This is a genomic window from Neptunicoccus cionae (assembly GCF_002860325.1).
Taxonomy (GTDB): domain Bacteria; phylum Pseudomonadota; class Alphaproteobacteria; order Rhodobacterales; family Rhodobacteraceae; genus Amylibacter; species Amylibacter lutimaris.
In genome coordinates, this window is sequence record NZ_PKOJ01000001.1 from 536289 (window position 1) to 556164 (window position 19876).

The 19876-nt window shown below is 57.3% G+C and carries 17 protein-coding genes; 4 read left to right on the top strand and 13 right to left on the bottom strand.

Translation table 11 applies throughout. The features are described 5' to 3' along the window. Positions 1-139 precede the first annotated feature (139 nt). The gene (locus C0U40_RS02475) at positions 140-1573 is read left to right on the top strand and encodes an amidase (RefSeq protein ID WP_101654160.1); all 1434 of its coding nucleotides are present in this window, start codon (positions 140-142) and stop codon (positions 1571-1573) included. Positions 1574-1605: 32 nt separating this feature from the next. Further along, complete coding sequence (locus C0U40_RS02480) at positions 1606-2166, top strand: HD domain-containing protein (protein WP_101654784.1); 561 nt, start codon at positions 1606-1608, stop codon at positions 2164-2166. A 14-nt stretch (positions 2167-2180) separates the two neighbouring features. Here C0U40_RS02480 and C0U40_RS02485 read toward each other — a convergent pair whose 3' ends face one another. The 11 genes from C0U40_RS02485 to C0U40_RS02535 all read right to left on the bottom strand — a co-directional run bounded on the left by C0U40_RS02485 (position 2181) and on the right by C0U40_RS02535 (position 13323). After that, the gene (locus C0U40_RS02485) at positions 2181-3149 is read right to left on the bottom strand and encodes an ABC transporter permease (protein ID WP_101654161.1); all 969 of its coding nucleotides are present in this window, start codon (positions 3147-3149) and stop codon (positions 2181-2183) included. Then, entirely contained in the window at positions 3142-4263 is a 1122-nt protein-coding gene (locus C0U40_RS02490) for an ABC transporter permease (protein WP_101654162.1), read from the bottom strand. The genes C0U40_RS02485 and C0U40_RS02490 overlap by 8 nt, the downstream gene beginning before the upstream one ends. Continuing rightward, positions 4260-5789, bottom strand: coding sequence for an ABC transporter ATP-binding protein (locus C0U40_RS02495; RefSeq protein ID WP_101654163.1), 1530 nt, complete (start codon positions 5787-5789; stop codon positions 4260-4262). The genes C0U40_RS02490 and C0U40_RS02495 overlap by 4 nt, the downstream gene beginning before the upstream one ends. 145 nt (positions 5790-5934) lie before the next feature. Beyond that, on the bottom strand, positions 5935-6945 hold the full coding sequence (locus C0U40_RS02500) for a BMP family lipoprotein (protein ID WP_101654164.1): 1011 nt from the start codon (positions 6943-6945) through the stop codon (positions 5935-5937). A gap of 65 nt (positions 6946-7010) precedes the next feature. Continuing rightward, positions 7011-7853, bottom strand: coding sequence for an isopenicillin N synthase family dioxygenase (locus C0U40_RS02505; RefSeq protein WP_101654165.1), 843 nt, complete (start codon positions 7851-7853; stop codon positions 7011-7013). 15 nt (positions 7854-7868) lie between these two features. Then, complete coding sequence (locus tag C0U40_RS02510) at positions 7869-8789, bottom strand: nucleoside hydrolase (RefSeq protein WP_101654166.1); 921 nt, start codon at positions 8787-8789, stop codon at positions 7869-7871. Further along, on the bottom strand, positions 8786-9661 hold the full coding sequence (locus C0U40_RS02515) for a ribokinase (protein ID WP_101654167.1): 876 nt from the start codon (positions 9659-9661) through the stop codon (positions 8786-8788). Before C0U40_RS02515 ends, C0U40_RS02510 begins: the two co-directional genes overlap by 4 nt. A 172-nt stretch (positions 9662-9833) precedes the next feature. Beyond that, complete coding sequence (locus tag C0U40_RS02520) at positions 9834-10127, bottom strand: SCP2 sterol-binding domain-containing protein (protein WP_101654168.1); 294 nt, start codon at positions 10125-10127, stop codon at positions 9834-9836. Positions 10128-10201: 74 nt separating this feature from the next. Beyond that, positions 10202-11578 carry a TRAP transporter large permease gene (locus C0U40_RS02525; RefSeq protein WP_101654169.1) on the bottom strand — a complete coding sequence of 459 codons (1377 nt, stop codon included), beginning with the start codon at positions 11576-11578 and terminating at the stop codon, positions 10202-10204. 2 nt (positions 11579-11580) lie between these two features. Continuing rightward, the gene (locus tag C0U40_RS02530; protein ID WP_101654170.1) at positions 11581-12246 is read right to left on the bottom strand and encodes a TRAP transporter small permease; all 666 of its coding nucleotides are present in this window, start codon (positions 12244-12246) and stop codon (positions 11581-11583) included. Between the two features lie 69 nt (positions 12247-12315). Then, complete coding sequence (locus C0U40_RS02535; protein WP_101654171.1) at positions 12316-13323, bottom strand: DctP family TRAP transporter solute-binding subunit; 1008 nt, start codon at positions 13321-13323, stop codon at positions 12316-12318. Positions 13324-13575: 252 nt separating this feature from the next. Here C0U40_RS02535 and C0U40_RS02540 point away from each other — a divergent pair, with 252 nt between their 5' ends. Then, positions 13576-15312: a sensor histidine kinase gene (locus C0U40_RS02540; protein ID WP_145991878.1), complete on the top strand. Its 1737-nt coding sequence runs from the start codon at positions 13576-13578 to the stop codon at positions 15310-15312. After that, the gene (locus C0U40_RS02545; RefSeq protein WP_101654173.1) at positions 15309-16490 is read left to right on the top strand and encodes a sigma-54-dependent transcriptional regulator; all 1182 of its coding nucleotides are present in this window, start codon (positions 15309-15311) and stop codon (positions 16488-16490) included. The genes C0U40_RS02540 and C0U40_RS02545 overlap by 4 nt, the downstream gene beginning before the upstream one ends. Positions 16491-16503: 13 nt before the next feature. Here the strand turns inward: C0U40_RS02545 and C0U40_RS02550 are convergent, their stop codons facing one another. Then, entirely contained in the window at positions 16504-17436 is a 933-nt protein-coding gene (locus tag C0U40_RS02550) for a Csu type fimbrial protein (protein ID WP_180957598.1), read from the bottom strand. Next, positions 17436-19862 carry a fimbria/pilus outer membrane usher protein gene (locus C0U40_RS02555; protein ID WP_101654175.1) on the bottom strand — a complete coding sequence of 809 codons (2427 nt, stop codon included), beginning with the start codon at positions 19860-19862 and terminating at the stop codon, positions 17436-17438. Before C0U40_RS02555 ends, C0U40_RS02550 begins: the two co-directional genes overlap by 1 nt. Positions 19863-19876: the final 14 nt, after the last annotated feature.

Sequence of the window (19876 nt, forward strand, 5' to 3'; positions counted from 1 at the left end):
GGCCCCCGAGCGCAAAAGAATAATGCAATCGAATGCAGAATTTACGCGTGGGGTCATCCGGCACGGCAGGGATGTTTTTGCGGTGGACAGAGTTTGTCAGGCTTTGCACAGTTAGCCGAAATATCAGGAGGGTAAGACAATGGCTGAATTCACCGGACCGGAACTTTGCGCGAAATCCGCACGCGAGGTGGTGGGAATGTTGAAGCGCAAGGAGGTGTCCCCAAAAGAACTGCTTGATGCTGCTTATGCGCGGATTGATGCGGTTGGACCGGCCATCAACGCCACAGTGACCCAGTGCCGCGAACGGGCCTATGCGCAGGCAGAAACTGCCGGAAACGCGGATCAGAGCGATCCGGGCTGGCTGGGCGGTCTGCCTGTCGGGATCAAGGATCTGAACGAAGTGGGAGGTGTCGTCACCACAATGGGGACGCTGGGTATGAAGGATTATGTTTCACCCGCCAGCAGCCCGTTTGTAGAGATGATGGAAAACCGCGGCGCGGTGATTACAGGTAAGACCAATACGCCTGAATTCGGTGCAGGCGGAAATACTTTCAATGCGGTTTTCGGGTACACGCGTAACCCTTGGGACACCCGTAAGAATGCCGGTGGTTCTTCGGGCGGGGCGGCGGCCTCTCTGGCGGCGGGGGAAACATGGCTGAGTTCCGGTTCCGATCTGGCCGGATCACTGCGCACGCCCGCAGGCTACTGCGGGGTTTGCGGGTTCCGCCCGACACCGGGGCGTGCGGGGGGTGGTCCCGGTCCGGCGGCTTTTTTGAACGAGGGAATAAACGGGCCGATGGCGCGAGATGTAGAAGATGTGGCCCTGTTTCTGGATGCAATGACGGGCTTTGATCCGCGGATGCCGCTCAGCCTGCACGCACCGGAAGTTTCGTTTCAGGACTCCCTGAAGCAGGAAAAGAAGGATATCCGCATTGCCTTCAGCCCCGATCAGGGCGGCTTTGCGCCAGTGGAACGGGAAATCCGAGACATTCTGGAGAGCGCAATGAAAACCGCCGAGGGCGCCGGTATGCGGGTGGAAGAAGCCTGTCCCGAGATGCCTGCCCTCTATGATACTTATGTTGCCTTGCGCGGGATGCACTATGGCGCTGTGAACAACTTCGTTCCGGATGAGGTGAAGAAGCATTTCAAACGCACCTTGCGGGAGAATATCGACGTGGGGGTCAACCAGTCGAGCCATGACATCTATCTCGCTCAGCGCGGGCGCACCGAAGTCTATCACCAGATGCGGGAGTTTCTGTCGGACCACGACGTGCTGGCGATCCCTGTTGTTGGGCTGGAGCCGACTTTGGTGGAGCAGGAATATCCGACCGTTGTGGACGGTCAGGAACTGAGCGATTACGTGGAGTGGCTGCGCTTTTCCTTCCTTGCTACGACGGCCGCACTGCCTGCGCTGGCGCTGCCTGCGGGCTTTACAAAAACCGGCATGCCGATTGGTATTCAACTGGTTGGACCGCCGAAAGGGGATGCTTTGGTCTTGCAGGTCGGGCTGGCGCTGGAGCGGGCTTTGAACCTGCCCAAAGGGCCGATTGATCCGAATGTCCGGCATGTTTGAGTATTTGGGGAACATTGAAACTGGGGCGCATTGTGGAGCGGTCTGAGGCTGCGGCGCGGCTTGCAGTTCTGGAGCGGGCGGAGGCGTTGAAGGATGTGTTCCGCTCGGGTTTTACGGGGGAGGGGCGGCCGGAGAGCACAGCGGCCCACACTTGGCGCTTGTGTCTGTGGGTCGTGCTGTTCGAGGACCAGTGCGGCGGGCTCGACATTGCCCGCCTGTTAAAGCTGGCAGTGCTGCATGATCTGGGGGAAGCCGTTTCGGGGGACATACCCGCAACAGAACAGGCAGGCGATAAGAGCGCCCAAGAGCGGGCGGATTTTGCCAGCCTGCTGGAAGGGTTGTCGTCTGCGCAGGCTGATGGCTTGCTGGAGCTTTGGGACGAATATGAAAATGCCGCCAGCCCCGAAGCCCGCCTGATAAAAGGGCTCGACAAGTTGGAGACCATTCTCCAGCACACGCAGGGGCAAAATCCGGCGGATTTCGACTACGGGTTCAATCTGGATTACGGGCAGCAATACATGGAGGGCCATCCGTTGTTGCAGGAGTTGCGGCCCATGCTTGATGAAAAGACCCGTGCACGGATGAAAGGGTAGGCCGGTGGCCTGCCCTATTTGTGATAGGGTTTTCCGATAGCTGCGGGTGGGCGCGGTTTGCCGATGAAACCTGCCAGCAGCAGAACTGTCAGCACATAGGGCATGGCCAGCATCAGTTGCGTTGGCACCTCTCCGATCAGGGGCAGGGCCACGCCTTCGAGACGGGTGGTGGCCGCTTCAAGGAAGCCGAACATCAGACAGGCCATAAAGGCGCTGAGCGGTTTCCAGTTGCCAAAGATCACTGCAGCCAGAGCGATATAGCCCTTGCCGGCGGACATCTCGCGCACAAAGTTGCCGCCCTGTGCGATGGACAGATATGCACCAGCGATCCCGCAGAGGGCGCCACCCACGATCAATGCGCGGTAGCGCAGCCATGTGACAGAGATACCGGCGGAATCTACAGCTTCGGGTACTTCACCCACGGCACGCAGGCGCAGACCAAAGCGGGAGCGGTAAAGGATAAAAGCCGTCAGTGGCACGGCGAGCAGCGCCACATAGACCAGCATGTTGTGGCCCGAGATAAGCTGGCGGTAGATGGTGCCAAGGACCGGCACGCTGTCCATCATATCCACGCCCCACCATTCTATCGGGGTGAAACGGTCTTCCCGCGGCAGCGATGGCGTTTGCCCGCCCCGTTTGAATAATGCAATGCCAAGTACGATGGTCAGCCCGCTGGCCAGAATGTTGATCGCCACGCCGGAGACAACCTGATCGCCTTTGTGGGTGATACAGGCGAAGCCGTGGATCAGGGACATAAATATCCCCGCCAGCATTGCACAGCCAAGGCCGAGCCAGGCCGAGCCTGTCAGCGCGGCCACAGTGGCGGCGACAAAGGCACCGGACAGCAGTTTACCTTCCAGCGAAATGTCTACGATGCCGGAGCGTTCCGAGAAGATACCTGCCATAGCGCACAGCATCAAAGGCGTTGCAATCCGCAGTGTTGCATCAAAAGACAGCAGCAGTTGGTAGAGGAAATCAGCCATTCGCAGGATCCTTCGGTGCAACAAATTTCGCAATCATCCGCGCCAGTGGCGGGTTGAACATATAGGCCAGCGCACCGGAGAAGAGGATGATCATCCCCTGTATCAGCAGCACCATTTCGCGGGTGATGGATTGAAATTCAAAGTCCAGCTCGCCGCCGCCCTGTGTTAGCGCCCCGAACAAAAGGGCTGCGAGGAAGATACCGATGGGGTGGTTGCGTCCCATCAGGGCCACAGCAATTCCGGTAAAGCCGTATCCGGCGGTAAAGTTCAGCACCACCTTGTGATTGAACCCGAGGATTTCATTGGTGGCAAGCAATCCGGCGAAGCCACCGGAAATGGCCATCGTAATGATAATGGTGCGCGCCACATTGATCCCTGCGTAGTGGGCAGCTTCCTGATTTTGCCCCACCGAGCGGATATTGAAGCCAAGTCGTGTGTGCCAGACCAGCACATAAAACACCGCCATGGCGCCAAGGGCGATCAGAAAGGACGCATTCAAAGGTGAACTGGTAATATTGATCCCCAGTGGCCGCAGCATATCTGCCATCTTCGGCAGCAGCGTACTTTCAGCCAATCGGGCCGTTTGCGGGGATTGCTGACCCGCTTCGAGCATCGGTCCGGCCAGAAGATAGACCATCAGGGATGCCGCCAGAAAGTTGAACATAATCGTGGTGATCACGATATGGCTGCCCCGTTTGGCCTGTAGATACCCCGGAATAACGCCCCAGATGCCGCCTGCGATGAAGGCGCCCAGCACAGCCAGCGGAATCGCCAGTGGTGCGGGCAGGTATACTCCGAGACCGAAAGAGGCGAGCGCAGCGCCAAGACCGCCGATCAGGGCCTGTCCCTCACCGCCGATATTGAACATCATGCAGTGGAAGGCCAGCGCGACGGCCAATCCGGTGAAGATATAATTCGTGGTGTAAAACAGCGTGTAGCCCAAACCGCCAGAATAGACGAATGCGCCCTTTATCATCACGCCCAGTGCTTCGATCGGGTTTTCCCCGATGGCGAGCACAATCAGCCCGCAGATGAAAAACGCGGCGAAGAGGTTAATGATCGGAAGCAGGATCAGGTCTGCCCAGCGGGGAAGGGGGGGAGTTGGCGTGCTCATGCGGCGGCCTCTTGTCTTTGACCGGCCATCATCAGGCCAAGGGTTTGTCTGTCTGCTTTGGCGCTGTCGATGATGCCAACGTTCTGCCCGTCACACAGCACCATGATGCGGTCCGACAGGGACATGATCTCGTCCAGTTCGACCGAGACCAGGAGGATCGCACATCCCGCGTCGCGGAGTTCCAGCAGCTGTTTGTGAATGAACTCGATCGCGCCTACGTCGACGCCGCGGGTCGGCTGGCCTACCAGTAGCACGCCGGGGTTGGCGGAAAATTCCCGTGCGATGACAATTTTCTGTTGGTTGCCACCTGAAAAGTTCTTGGCATTCAGACGCGGGTTCGGCGGGCGCACATCATAATGGGCCATTTTGTCTTCGCAGTTTTTCTGGATCGCTGTGTAATCAAACAGTTTGCCATCCCCTGCAAGTCCGGTGTCCTGAAAGCCGAGGATCATGTTTTCGCGCGCTTCGAAGTTCAGCACCAGCCCGTGGGTGTGGCGGTCTTCGGGGATATGGCCGACGCCGAGATCACGGATGATGCGCGGGTCTGTCTGGTCGGCTGCTGTGACTTCTGTGCCAAGGATGTTTAGGCTGCCGCTGGTCAGGTGGCGCATACCGGCAAGGGTTTCCATCAGTTGCGTCTGGCCGTTGCCGGATACTCCAGCCACCCCGAGGATTTCGCCGGATCGCACTTCAAAGTTGATGTCTTCCAGTTCCACCACGCCCTGTGCATTGGTGTAGCCGAGGTTTTTGGCCGAAAACCGCACTTCGCCGGGTTTGGCCGGTTTGCGGTCCACTTCCAGCAGCACTTCCCGGCCGACCATCAGTTCGGCGAGTTCCTGCGGTGAAGTTTCGGATGTCTTGCGGTGGCCGACCATTTCGCCCTGACGCATGATCGACACGGTGTCGGTGATGTCCATGATCTCGGACAGTTTATGGGTAATCAGCAGGACGGACACTCCGTCATCACGCAGAACCTTGAGAATTTCAAAAAGCTGGTCTGCTTCCTGTGGGGTAAGAACGCCTGTGGGTTCATCGAGGATGAGCACCTTTGCGCCGCCTTTCAGCGCCTTGATGATCTCTACCCGCTGGCGCTGACCCACGTTCAGATCGGACACCAGCGCATGAGGGTCCACCTTGAGATTATAGGTTTCGGACAGGTGCAGCAGCCGTTCCAGTGCCGCGCCGCGACCGTCGCGCAGCATCAAACCGCCTTCGGTGCCCAGCATAACGTTTTCAAGGACGGTAAATGTCGGGACCAGCATAAAGTGCTGATGGACCATTCCGATACCGTGTTCGATGGCATCCGCAGAGGAACGCACATCCACATGCTGCCCGCCAAAGTGAATTTCGCCACTGTCTGCACGGTGCATCCCGTAGATGATATTCATCAGGGTGGACTTGCCAGCGCCGTTTTCCCCGATAATACCGTGGATGGAACCGGCCTCGACAGCAAGATTGATGTTCTTGTTGGCTTTTACCAAGCCGAATGACTTGCTGACGTTTTTCAGCTCCAGCGCAGTATTCATATCTGTCCCTCACCCTGTTGAAGGCCTGTTGTTGATCCGGATCGTTGCCTTGCCCGGCTTGCGTTTAGGCTCTTGGTCAAGAGCGTAAACGAAATTCGGGGCGGGGACGGGACGGCCCTTGGGCCGCCCCGTTATTGTTGTTGGATTACATTTTGCAGGTGTTGTCGGAACGATAGTCGTGCACTTTGATTTCGCCCGCAGTGATCTTAGCTGCGGCCTGATCGATCGCGGATTTCATTTCCGGTGTAATCAGATCGGCGTTGTATTCGTCCAGCGCCCAGCCAACGCCACCTTCGGCAACACCAAGCAGGCGAACGCCTGTCTCGAAATCACCTGACATGGCGTCTTTCATGGTCTCGTAGGCAGCCACATCCACACGCTTCAGCATGGACGTCAGCACGTTACCAGGAGCCATGTAGTTCTGGTTGGAATCCACGCCGATGGCCAGTTTGCCCGCATCCGCTGCGGCCTGAATTACGCCAACACCGGTCCCGCCGGCAGCTTGAAAGACAACATCCGCGCCGCGGTCGATCTGGGCTTGCGTCAGTTCGGACCCTTTGGTCGGGTCGTTCCATGCAGCCGGAGTTGTACCGGTCATGTTCTGCAACACTTTCGCGTCGTCTTTAGTGGCCTTAACGCCTTGTTCATACCCGCAGGCAAAAGCGCGGATCAAAGGAATGTCCATACCGCCGACAAAGCCGACCGTGCCGGTTTCAGAAGCCATAGCTGCTGCAACACCGACCAGATAAGAGCCTTCTTCTTCTTTGAACGCATACTGGCGCAGGTTCGGGTGATCCAGCCACGACACGTCGATAATAGAGAAGTTCACATCGGGGTTGGCCGCAGCCACAGCCGAAATCGCGTCAGCCTGTGCAAAACCTACGCCCAGAACAACAGTCGCACCGCGTTGAACCATTTTCTCCATGGCTTGCTGGCGCTGTGCTTCGTTGGTGACTTCGAATTCCATCACCTCAACGCCGGTTTCATCCTGAAACTTTTTAATGCCGGCATAAACGCCTTCATTGAAGGATTTGTCGAATTTGCCGCCCATATCGTAGATAACGGCGGGTTTGAAATCGCCGTGGCTCTCGGCCACTGCGAAAGAGGATACGGCTGTAAATGCACCAGCCAGTACCGTTGTAAGTACTTTTTTCATTGAAGTCTCCTTGTTGGCGGCACCGCAGGGGTGCCTTTGGGTTTGTAACGGCCTTGGGCGTAGGATTAGCTGCGCTGGCCGATCTCTTTCAGTCTTTCTTCCAGAAATTCTCCGGCTGTCTGGTGATCCAGCTGCACATCAGGGCGCGGGTGCATGAACAGCGGCAGGGAATAACGGGATTTGTTTTCCTGTTTTGGCGGGTTTACCACACGGTGGATGGTCGACGGGTAATAGTTGCGAGACGCCCGCTCCAGCATGTCGCCTGCATTGACGTTAATATAGCCGGTGCCGCAGGGAATGTCGTGCCAGTTGCCGTTCACGTCCTGTGCCTGAAGGCCGGGCTCCGATCCTGTCACCAGCAGGGTGATCAGGTTGATATCGCCGTGGGCTGCTGCGCGCACTTCGCCCGGCTGAACGTCATCAGGAAGGGGCGGATAGTGCAGAACCCGCAGAAGGTGGCTTTCACTGTCCTTGATCATATCCTGAAACGGCATGGAAAGCTGTTGCTTGACGTCATACGGTGTGACCTGATCCAGCCAGCCGAGCAGCATCTTGCCCATGCCGACCATCTTGTTGTGGAAGTTCTTTGTCACCTCGGAGACGCCTTCGGGCAGGTCGTTCTTCTGGTAGACGTGATAGAATTCCTTCAGGTCTTTTTGGGCCGCGCCTTTGGCGTTCTCGGATTTATAACCGAAATAGCCAGAAGGATCGCCCATATCGGTGGCGTCTTTCAGCTTGTCGTCGCTGGCGAAATAATCCGGCCAGACATCATACATGGCTTCGATTTCGGACATGTCGATGTCGTGGTCCTTGATCACCGCAAAACCGGTTTCGCGCAGGGATTTGGCGAATTTTTCCGGTGCGTCCGGATCGGACGGGCTGACGGCGAGTACGGCGAATTCTGTCATGGGAGTTCTCCTGTTTTAAGAGCCGGTTTGTAGCATTGTTAGAAACCGGCGTTTCACACCATCAATATCCACGCCCATGGGCACCTTGTGTTTTGGTCGGGACGGATCGGTAGAACGTATTGTCTGGCCTATGCGATCACCTTCCACGATAACTTCTAGCGCGTGGTTTTCAATGGTAAAATACTGGGGGTCTGTGATGGCAATGACTGCCGTAGGGTCATGCATTTGCGAGCCTGAAATCCCGTGGTGGGTCTCGTAAAAATTCACGTAATACTGGACCGCTTCGTTCAGGAAACCGCCAAGTTTCGGGCTGGCCTGAGCGATTGCGGCGAAATCCGGCTTGTCACAGACAACCTGTGTCGTGACATCAAGCCCGACCATGGTCAGCGGCCAGTGGGCGGCAAAGACCTCATCCGCGGCGTGGGGGTCGTTCCAGATATTGGCCTCGGCATAGGCGGATACATTGCCCCGCTCCAGCCCGCCGCCCATGATCACGACGGATTTGACCTTCTCCGCGATGGTCGGGTCGTGGCGCAAGGCGAGCGCGATGTTTGTGAGCGGACCAATCGGGCAGAGCGTAATCTCGCCCGGATTTTCGTTGATCAGGCGACAGATGAATTCATGGGCCGGTTCGTCAACCGGACGCGCGGTAATTTCTTGGGCGGGCATGTCGCCAAAGCCTTCGGCCCCGTGCACATAATCCGACACAGGGTTTGGCGTCTGCACCAACGGTTTGCCCGCGCCGACGGCCACCGGAATTTCCTGCCCGGCCCGTTCTGCGAGCACGATGGCATTCCGTGCGGCGATTTCCGTTGTGACATTGCCAAAAACACTGGTCATGCCGACAATCTCGATTTCCGGGTGCAGGGCGGCATAGAAGATCGCCATTGCATCGTCGATGCCGGGGTCGGTGTCGATAAGGATCTTATGTGTCATGTGTTGGCTTTCAGGAAGGACAGGGTGTCTTCGCGGGTCGGGATCGCAGGGGCGGCCCCTGCGCGTGTCACCTGAACCGCGGCCGCGGCCGCGGCGAATTGCAGGGCTTTGGCGGGATCGTCAGTGGCCGACAGCTCTGCCACGAAAGCGCCCAGAAACGTATCACCTGCGCCTGTGGTGTCTGTCGGAGTTACAGCGAAGCTGTTCTGGTCGAATTGCCGGCCGTCCGCATAAAGGGTCGCGCCCTTGGAGCCTTTGGTGATCAGCAGATAGGGTAGGCCGACAGACTGGAGGTCTGTGCCAAGGGCGGTTTGCAGGGCTGCGGCTTCGCCTTCGTTCACCGCCAGAAGGTGAATATGGTCAAGCATCGGGATCGCGTGATCCGCATCAAAAGGTGCAGCGGAATAGACAACCCGCAGGCCCTTCGCCTTGGCCATGCGGGCCATTTCCGGCACCGCGTTTGTTTCGTTCTGGCACAAGATCCAGTCTTTGGCGGGATCGGCCTGTGCCAGCGCTGCTTCGAACTGGTCTGTGGTAAAGGCTTGGTTGGAGCCGCCAAACAGGACGATCTGGTTTTCCGCCTTGTCATCCACAAAGATCACCGCATGGCCTGTGGGGGTGGCAACAGTGCGCAGTCCGTCAGTGGACAAACCGAAACCGTCAATCTGTTCGCGCAGCCAGTCCCCGTCCGGACCAAGGCACCCGAGGTGCAGCGTCTGCGCGCCGGAGCGGTGCGCCGCAATGGACTGGTTGATGCCCTTGCCGCCGAGATATTTCTCAAACGAGCTGGAGGCGAGTGTCTCTCCGGCTGCCGGAAGGTGGGGCACTCGGTAGACCAGATCGAGGTTTATAGAGCCGAAATTCAGGATCATTTATTTGGGCTTTGTCCCTGTTGGATCGAAGATAAAGAGCAACGCTAGCGGGTTTGTTGCTGCATCTCTAGTTTTTTTTTCGTTTTTCCTGACCAAATGGACAAGTTTTCGGTGCGGGGTGCAGAAATGCGCTCCGCGCGGGGATATTTGCCGAAAATGGAGCCGTTGCGGATCAGGCTTTGGTGAGGATTTCGGAGACCTTCAAAGCGCGCATGTTGGAACCATCCACTTTCAGCTTGCCCGACATAAAGGCCATCGCGGGGTTCTGGCTGCCGTCCAGAATATTGCGGAAGGTCTGTTCCGTTGCGGTCAGTGTGACGTCTGCTTGGGCATCCGAAAGGGTCGCGCCCTGATCTGTCAGGTGGACGCTGCCATGGTCGCGTATCACCAGTTTGGCACTGCCTTGCAGGGTGCCGGTGACGCGGGGGGACAGGTGGTCGAGGAACTCCTGCAGGACTGCGGACATGAAAAAGCCTCCGGTTGGGTGGCCGGAGGCTTAGCCGCGCAGGGCGCGTTTGGGCAAGCTTGCCGTCGCGGCAGCTATTTGGTGATCATTTCCGGACCCATCACCAGATTTGGCAGGAAGGTCGAAATGATCGGGATGTAGGTGATCATGATCAGGAACACAAAGAGGATGGCAAGGAAAGGAAGTGCCGCACGCACCACCGCCATCATCGGCATTCCGGCCACGCCGGAGGTCACAAACAGGTTGAGCCCTACAGGCGGCGTGATCATACCGATTTCCATGTTCACCACCATGATGATGCCAAGGTGGATCGGGTCGATGCCAAGTTCGATGGCGATCGGGAACACCAGCGGTGCCACAATCACCAGCAGGCCGGAGGGTTCCATGAACTGGCCACCGATGAGTAGGATCACGTTAACCACGATCAGGAAGGCGACAGGGCCAAGTCCGGCGGCCAGCATCGCCTTGGTGATCTGCTGGGGGATTTGTTCGTCGGTTAGAACATGCTTCAGGATCAGCGCACAGGCGATCACAAACAGCAGCGTCACAGTCAGCTTGCCCGCTTCAAACAGGGTGTCCACCGTATCCCTGTGCCAGATCGCCGTGAACAGCGCTTGTGGCTTTTTCAGCAGCGAGGTGTTGTTTTGCCCCTCTGCCGTGGCCAGTGGACCCATGTCGCGGTAGACAAAACTGGCGATGAACCATGCGTAGATCGCAGCAACTGCTGCGGCTTCGGTCGGTGTGAAGATACCGCCGTAGATGCCGCCGAGGATGATGACGATCAGGAACAGGCCCCAACCGGCCTCTCGGGCGGCGGCTAAGCGTTCGGACCAAGCGGCGCGCTCGCCCTTGGGCAGACCTTTGACGCGGGCCATCACGTAAATGCCGATCATCAGCATGATACCGGCGAGCAATCCGGGAAACACACCGGCAAGGAACATGCGACCGACCGAAACCTCTACCGCCGCGGCGTAGACCACCATCACGATGGACGGCGGAATCAGAATGCCAAGCGTGCCGGCGTTACAGATCACACCGGCGGCAAATTCCTTGGTGTAACCCACCTGCCGCATCCCTGCGATCACGATGGAGCCGATGGCGACTACAGTGGCAGGGGAGGAACCGGAGAGAGCGGCAAACATCATACAGGCGAAAACACCCGCAATCGCCAGACCACCGTGGAAATGCCCGACACAAGCGATGGAAAACCGGATGATCCGTCGCGCCACGCCACCCGTGGACATGAAAGAGGACGCAAGGATGAAGAAGGGAATGGCCAGCAGCGTGTAATGCCCTTCAAAGGCGTTGAACAGGGTCTGGGCGACAGATGCGAGTGAACTGTCAGAGAACCACAGCAGGAACAGCACCGAAGAAAAGCCGAGAGACACGGCAATAGGCACGCCGATCAGCAACAGGCCAATCACCATGGCAAAGAGAAGAATGACTTCCATGATTAATTGTCCTTCACGTATTGGGCGGCGTCTTCGACAGAGTCTTCGGCTTCATGGCTGACGATCAGCATGGAGATTTCTCCCCGCCACAGTTTCACGCCCGCCTGACAAAAGCGGAACAGCAGCAGGGCCATAGAAATCGGCAGCACCATATAGGGCAGCAGACGGGGCAGTTTTTCGTATTCGTCGCCATCGTTGAACAGGTTTTCCATGAAACCCAGAATGGCAGGCATTGGCACATCGTCGGTTTCGTACCAGCCTTTGCCGCGGAATTTTTCTTCAAATCCGGTGGGAAACCAGCGGCCGGTCGTGGCGGGAAGGTTGGCGAAATTGGCCCAATAGTCCCAGGCGCCTTTTAACAGCAGGAAGGAGAAGATGATGCAGACGGTTACCGAGATCATCCCGAGTGTTTTGCGCGCCTTCGGTGGCACAATGTTCAGAATTGCATCCACGCCCAGATGGGCATTGATTTTGACAGCATAGGACGCGCCGAGCAGCACCATCCAGCCGAACAGGAAGACGGTGAATTCTACCGCCCAGAGAATATTCGAGTTGAACCCGTAGCGCGCGACAACATTTGCAAATGTCACCACTGTCATTAGGCCAAGGATAGACGCGATCAGCGTTTCTTCCAAACGGTCCGTCCAGCTTTGAGCTTTCTGTGACATGTGCAAATCCTCCCGAGATTTTAGGACAAAAAAGGGGCGGGCCAACACAGGCCCGCCCCGCAACAGGTCTTAGTTTGTCATGGACATGTTGATCTTCTGGGCTGCTTCGATGTTATCCGCACCGACATCGCCTTCGAACTTCGCCCAAACCGGCTTCATCGCTTCAACCCATGCTGCGCGTTGTTCGGCTGTCAGTTCGCGCACGGTGCCACCGGCATCGATCACGGACTGTTTGGCGGCCTGGTTCACGGCATAAGCTTCGGAGTTGCGGGCTTCGGTTACTTCGCCAACGATGGTGAGGAACTGGTCGCGCACTTCAGCGTCCAGACCGTCCAGCCAGTCAACAGAGGCTACCAGCAGATAGTCGATGATGCCGTGGTTGGTTTCGGTGATACCGTCCTGAACCTCGAAGAACTTTTTGCCGTAGATGTTGGACCAAGTGTTTTCCTGACCGTCTACAACGCCGGTTTGCAGCGCACCATAAACTTCGGCAAATTTCATCTTCTGCGGGGAACCACCGATGGCTTCCATTTGCGCAACAAGCACGTCGGAAGATTGTACACGGAACTTCAGACCGTTTGCATCTGTGGGCAGCAGCAGCGGTTTGCTGGCGGACATTTGCTTCATGCCGTTGTGCCAGTAGGCCAGCCCTTGCAGGCCGCGCTTTTGCATGGAATCCAGCATGGCCTGACCCGCATCAGAAGCCTGATAGGCGTTCACGGCTTTCATGTCATTAAACATGAACGGCAGATCGAAAATGCGGAACTGTTTGGTGAATTTCTCGAACTTAGACAGGGAAGGTGCAGCCAGTTGCACATCGCCCTGAAGCATGGCTTCGAGAACCTTGTTATCATCATAGAGTGTGGAGTTCGGGAAGACCTCCATACACATCTTGCCGTTCATTTCCTCGTTCACGCGTTTTTCGAGGAGGGATGCAGCGATCCCTTTGGGGTGCTTGTCAGTGTTTGTTACGTGTGCGAATTTTACGACCACTTCGCCTTCTTCGCAGGCAGCAGCGGCGATGGATGGCACAAGAGCAACGGCTGCAACGCAGGCCGCTTTCAAGAAAGTCTTCATGGTTTCCTCCCAATGGATATCTGTCGGACCGTAATCCGGCCAACTGTAGGGAAACGATCAGCGGATGTTTGCGCAAAGGGTTTTTTAGCTTTCGGAAAAACGGTTTGATTTTCGGGGGTTAAGATTTAGCACTTTGCCCTTTCGGTGATTTGTGCGAAATCTCGGACAGCTTCGCGCCGTAGCGGTTCCAACGGGCGGCGCGTCGGGGCGGGCGATTCACCTGCCTGTGGATGGCAACCTGAGGGGTCCGCTTTGAGACGACTATTCCCTGTGCTGGCATTTTGTGGTGTCGCGGTCCTTGTGGCGGCTGGCGTGTTCGCGCTGGCCTATCGGGCGAACCTGAACCAACTGTCGCGCACGGGCGCGGTGCAGCTTGATCAGGCGTCGGACCGCGTACTGGCGCAACTGGCACGGTTCCAGCAATTGCCCAACCTTCTGGCCCGCCATCCGGTTGTTATCGGCGTTTTGACAGGAGAGACCGATCCGGCGCGGGCCCATGACTTTCTGGAGACCACAGCCCTGACAGTCGGGGCTGAGGAAATCCTTGTGCTGGACCGGACGGGTCGGGTGCTCGCCGCTTCCGATCTGGAAGAAAACGGCGCGCGGGTCGGGGATGATCTGGGGCAAACGGCCCATGTGCGGCGTGCGCTGACGGGCGGGCTTGGCGTCGACCATGCATTCGAGCCCAAAGACGGCGGGCGCGACTTTTTCTTTGCCCGTGGAATTATTAACGGGGTGGCACCACCCAGCGGCGTCGTTGTGGTGCGTGCGGATGTCGAGCAGTTGGAGTTTGAATGGGAAGTCGACGAGACTGTTGTCGCGTTTCTCGATGCGTTCAACGTGGTCTTTTTATCCAACCGTGTTGAACTGGTGTTACGTCGTGACGGGCTCGGAGAGTTTCCGCCATCGGCTGCCCGCATCTACCCCCGTTCTGTGGTGCAGCCCTTCTATGAGTATAAGGAAAGCAACTGGTTCGGTCACAGGTTGCAGCGTTTTGGCGCAACGGGGGTGATGCCCGAACAGGCCATGGTGCTGTCAGAGTTTTTGCCCCGTCTGGATCTGACCACGCGGGTTTATCTGAACGTGAAGGATGCCGCCCAGAACGCCCGTGTGCTCGGGTATCTGGCGCTTGCAATTATGGGGCTTATAGGGGCCGGACTGGTCGCTCTTGGCCAGCGGCGGCGGAGGCTGTCTGAGCGGCTGGTTGTTGAGGCTGCCGCCAACGCGCGGCTGGAAGCGCGTGTGGACGAACGGACTGCCCAGTTGCGGCAGGCACAGGACCAACTGGTGCAAGCAGGCAAGCTGACGGCGCTTGGTCAGATGTCTGCGGGCATCAGCCATGAAGTGAACCAGCCCCTTGCCGCGATCCGCAACTTTGCTTCCAACGGGATCAAGCTGATAGAGCGGGACCGTATTGCCGAGGCACAGGACAATCTGGACCAGATCACTGTGCAGGTGGACCGGATCAACCGGATCATAAAGAACCTGCGCGGCTTTGCCCGTAATGAATCCGAACGTGTGGAGCCTGTTGATCTGGTCGCAGTGGTCCATGACGCCCTGCGGCTGGCAGAACGGCGGTTGCGAGAAGAGGGTATTACGGTGGAAACTGCCCTGCCGCAGTCTCCGGTAATGGTTTCGGGCGGGCCAGTGCGCTTGCAGCAGGTCATTGTCAACCTGATGGGTAACGCGATGGATGCGATGCGCGACCAACCTGTCAAACGCCTGTCCCTGACGATAGAGCACTCGGGCGACGGCAGCAGGGTGCGGCTGCGGGTCAGCGATACAGGCAGCGGGCTCATTGAACCGGACCGCGTATTTGAACCCTTTTACACCACCAAAGATGTGGGCGCGAGCAAGGGGCTGGGGCTCGGCCTGTCGATCTCTTACGGAATTATAGGTACTTTTGGTGGCAAGCTGAGCTGTCGGAACCGTCCCGAAGGCGGGGCGGAGTTTTGTGTGGAATTGAAAAAGGCCGGAGGTGCGGAATGAAACGTCAGGTTTTGTTGATCGAGGACGACGATGCTTTGCGGGCCTCTTTGGCGCAGACGCTGGATCTGGAGGGGATAGATGTGATCTCGACCGCCCATTTCGTTCAGGCGCGTCGCACCCTGCGGGCCAATTTCGCCGGAGTCGTTCTGACAGATATCCGGATGCCGGATAAGGACGGGTTCGAAATCCTTGCGCTGGCCCAGAGTATCGACGCGGATCTGCCAGTGGTCATGCTGACCGGTGAAGGCGACGTGCCGATGGCCATTCGCGCGATGAAGGAAGGGGCTTATGACTTTCTGGAGAAACCTTGTGAAACCTCCCATCTTGTCGGTGTGCTGAACCGTGCACTTGCCCACCGCGAACTGGTATTGCACACAAGGCGGATGGAGCAGAAGATGCTTCGGAGCGATCCGGCTTCGGTCCATTTTCCCGGCGACAGCCCCGCCAGCCGTGATTTCCGAGAGGCCCTGCGCCGTGCGGCGGACAGCGGTCGTCACATCCTTCTGGTCGGGCCGGAGGGGGCGGGCAAGAAACTGGCCGCCCACACGATTTTCGCCATGTCCGAGGGGCGCGATTCTTTTGTGTTGGTGCGGACGCCGGAGATTGATCCTGCCGGTTTCAAAATCGAGGACGGTGCGGTTGATCTGTCCGTGAAGCGTGTGCATCTTGCCTCTTACAGCCAGTTGGATTGCGTGATCTCACAGGTAGAACAGCGTCCCGAACTGCGGTTTATCGGCTCGGCCGAACATTCAGTGCCCGAAGTGGCGGATCGTTTGAACTGCATCACGGTGGCGGTGCCCGATCTGGCAGCGCGGCGCAGCGATCTCGGCGTGATCTTCGAGGTGCTCTTGCGCCATGCGGTGCGCTACGCCAATGCCGAAATGCCCGATATTCCGGCAGCTACGCTGGCCGAGATCGAGTCGCGCGACTGGCCGGGGAATTTGGCAGAGCTGCGGGATTATGCGAACCGGTTCATGGCAGACCCGCAAGGCGATGCTGCGGGGAACCCGACGCTTGCCGAGCAGATGGAAACACACGAGAGGCTGGTTCTGGAAAACACCCTGCGCAGTGTTCACGGTAAAGCCGCAGAAGCCGCCAAGCAGCTCGGGCTGCCGCGAAAGACGCTGTATGACAGGCTGGCCCGTTACGGGCTGCGTCCAAGGGACTATCAGGGATGAACCGGCCAGCGGGCTAGTAGTTTACCGTGACGACCACACTGTCAGTATAGGTGCCGTAGTAGGCCGGTTGTCCCGCAGGGATGCGTCCATAGATCGTGAAGGACTGGTTTGCTCCGATACCTGTCGAATCCACATCATTGCTGGCCAGAGATCCCCAAGGAGCCGATCTGGCTATATCGCGGTATAGCCCGTAGCTCAGTTCGTAACTGCCGTTCTTCATACGCCGGTCCGTAGGCCCGGTGCCTCCGCCGAGCCCCTGATCCAGTGTAACCGAGTAGTCCGTGGCATTGGTACAGCGCACATTTACCGTGGCTGTTTCATCTACGGGGCTGGCAATGGGCGTTTGCAGGCTGCCGAAATCCATAGCCGTCACATCCAGTTCGCAACTTGGCACGACTTCCGCAGAGACCGCAAATTCCGGAATGCCCACTTCTGTCCCAAGCAGACCGCAAGACAGAAGGCCATATGTGATAGAAGCGTCCGACACACCGGAAAAAACAGAAGTATAGGCCCCTGTATCTACAGCAACACTGTTGGATGTGATGCTTGCGTAGACCGGAATATTGGCCGACGCACTGCCAAGCACAACGGGTATATTGACATAAACTTCGTTCCAAGTGCCATTGACCGCACTGTTTCCGATCGGGCGTAATTCGTAGTTTAATGCCCCGCCGGAACTGTTTCGCATATAGCGGGGAGAGTTGCTCGGGGCGGCACCACCCCCGCCTGGACCGATCCTGATACAAATACCGATCAATGCGCCGACCACGCCGCTGCAAGTGACGTTAACCGTTCCTGATGTTTCGTTAACAGCGCCAGCGCGTACAGAGATTGATCCGAAATTTATGTCCGAGATTGAAGCGCTACAGGTCGCTGCCTCGACATGGGTCGTTTGGATCAGCAGCCCGATTAAAAGGGCGAGGGTTTTTAAGGGGGAGTATGTCATCATCTGCACGTCAAAGGACCAAGGGACTGTTGAATCTCGTCGGTGGGGCGGTAGGCAAAGGTCACAATGCAGTCGTTTCCTTCGGTCGTCACACGTACTTCGTTGTTTGATTTTACGTTTTCCACCCAGACAAGCCCGTCGTAACCGACATAATATTCGGCTTTCGTTCCATTCAGATAGGCAGCAGATCCGGCCGGGACAGGGGCACCGGACGTATCGACCAGCGTAAGCAGGGCAGCATCTCCCCCGCCGCTGGCAAAACTGACAAGTGTGCCGGATTGCCGTGCCGGTATCACTTCCATGGCAGAGGCGTTCAGCACCACATCTTCGGGCAGTTGGTCCGTATCGATGGATACACGGTTGCGCCGGTATGATGCCAGTCCGGTGACCAGTGCCCGTCCGAACCGGCCGGTTTTCGTGACCGGGCGGTTTTGCAGGTTCACATCTACATTCGGGGCGCCAACATCGACAATGGCGAAACTGTCATTAATGATATTGCCAGCGGCCAGTTTGCCTCCGGCCAGCACCACAGAGCCTTCGGCGCTTACGCGTGCGAATGTGGAAGAACCGGAGCGGAACACCTCTCCGCTAAGCTTGGCAAAACGTGTTCTGTAAGACCCGCGCACATTGGCGAAACGGTTTTTGCTATTGTTGTCGATCTGGGCCTGATAACCGTAATCGCCCACTCCGTCGCCCAGCGGACGGGAAAGAGACACGGCTGTATGAAGGTCGCCATCGGCATCAGTGGCGGCAGAGGTGCGCAGCTGGTTCTTCTTGTTCAGGGGCATGGCAAAGTTAATGGCAAGGCGGGTATTATCGTTCTTGATATTATGAGAGCCGAACAAGCTGATGGAACTGTCGTTAAAATCCAAACTGCGGGCGTAGGAGGCTGACAAGATAACATCTTCGGAGCTTGCCCTTTTCGAGCGCACGAGGCTGAGGCCGACATCCTGTTCAGAGTTGAACAGAGGCACGCCAAGTGACAACACCTCGCGTGCGATCGGGAATTCCAGAAGGGAGGCCCCGGAAGCAATGGTACTTTCCCCCAGATAATCCACGCCCGTTGCATAAGCCAGATCGGCAAACCCGGGCTCGGAGCGCAGAACGTTAAATTGAATGTCCACATTTCGGATCTTCGTACGCAGGCTGGTCTGGGCAAAGGCTGCGGTGTCGCCTTTATAACGGCTCATCCCTGCGGAAAGGCTGAACTCGGCTTTATCAAAAGGAACAGTGGTAAACCCGATCCCCCCCATCGCCAGATCGCTTTTGCCTTCCAGATGGGCTTCCAGTGTCAGCTTTTCATTCCAGCCGTACTTGAGGCTTCCCGAATAAGCAGTGTCGGACGAATATTCATTACTTTTCAGGCCGTAGGCCTCTCTTGGTTTCCCCGCTTCGAGGGAAAAATCAAATGTTCCCGCCTTGACGAGATTCTGCGCCGCGAAGAATGAGACTTCCTGTAATCGTTCGTTACCGTTTGAATCACGGATCACCACAACGGCATCACCAGACCCTGTAAAGAAGGGCACATCTTCCAACCGGAAGCGCCCCTGACCGACTGACCCCGAATAGGCACGGTTGTTTTCGATAAACACATCAACTGTGGATGGCACCGCGGCGGCACCCTCAAAAGAAAAAAGCTGCTCGGTGACAATATCGGAGCGCAAACTGAAATCACGGCGGAACTGTACTCCTCCCATGCGGATCGGGCGGCTCCATGACACGGAGGAGCTTTGGAAATCGCCAAATGAAAGGCTGAGCGCGTGTTTGACGTTGTTGAATTCAAGCTTCGTTTCCTGCCGGATGAAATCCGGCGTGCTTAAGGAGCCGCCCGGAGAGTTGAAAAAGCCGGAACTGGAGAGGGCGCCGAACGGGGCAAAGACCCAACCGCTCAGAGAACCGGAATAGCCTCTGAAATGCAGACCCGAGCTGCCGGAATTCGGTCCCAGATTTGCAGTCAGGGCATAGTTCACCACCGCACCGTAGCTGCGTTCGGGAGCAATCATCTCGGGTGTCCGGCGTGCGGAAGAAACCGTGGGCAACAGGGATTTGTAAGGCGCGCTTACATAAATGGCCTGCGCTTCCATATTATAGCGGAAAGTCAGGCCTTCGATACTGTCTAGATAAACGTTTTTGGAGACACCGAGGGGCGGGCGGATGCCCACCTCCTCAAGTTCGGAACGGGGAGACGAGAACCGGTTGTCGGTGTGGTGTGTAAACTCTGCAACCAGTTGGGTCGGTTTACTGTTCACAAACACCTCTAGGAACAGGGGAGTATCCTGCGGCGGGGGCACCAGTTCAAACGGCGCTCCTGAACCGTCGATCTCCGCAGTGATTTCGAGATCTGCCGATATTGTCTGGTCCAACGCAAAACTGCCCGTGAAACCCAGAGCCGTGGAAGCCAGAAAGAATTTATGCAAAAGTCGCATGTCGTGGTAAGAGC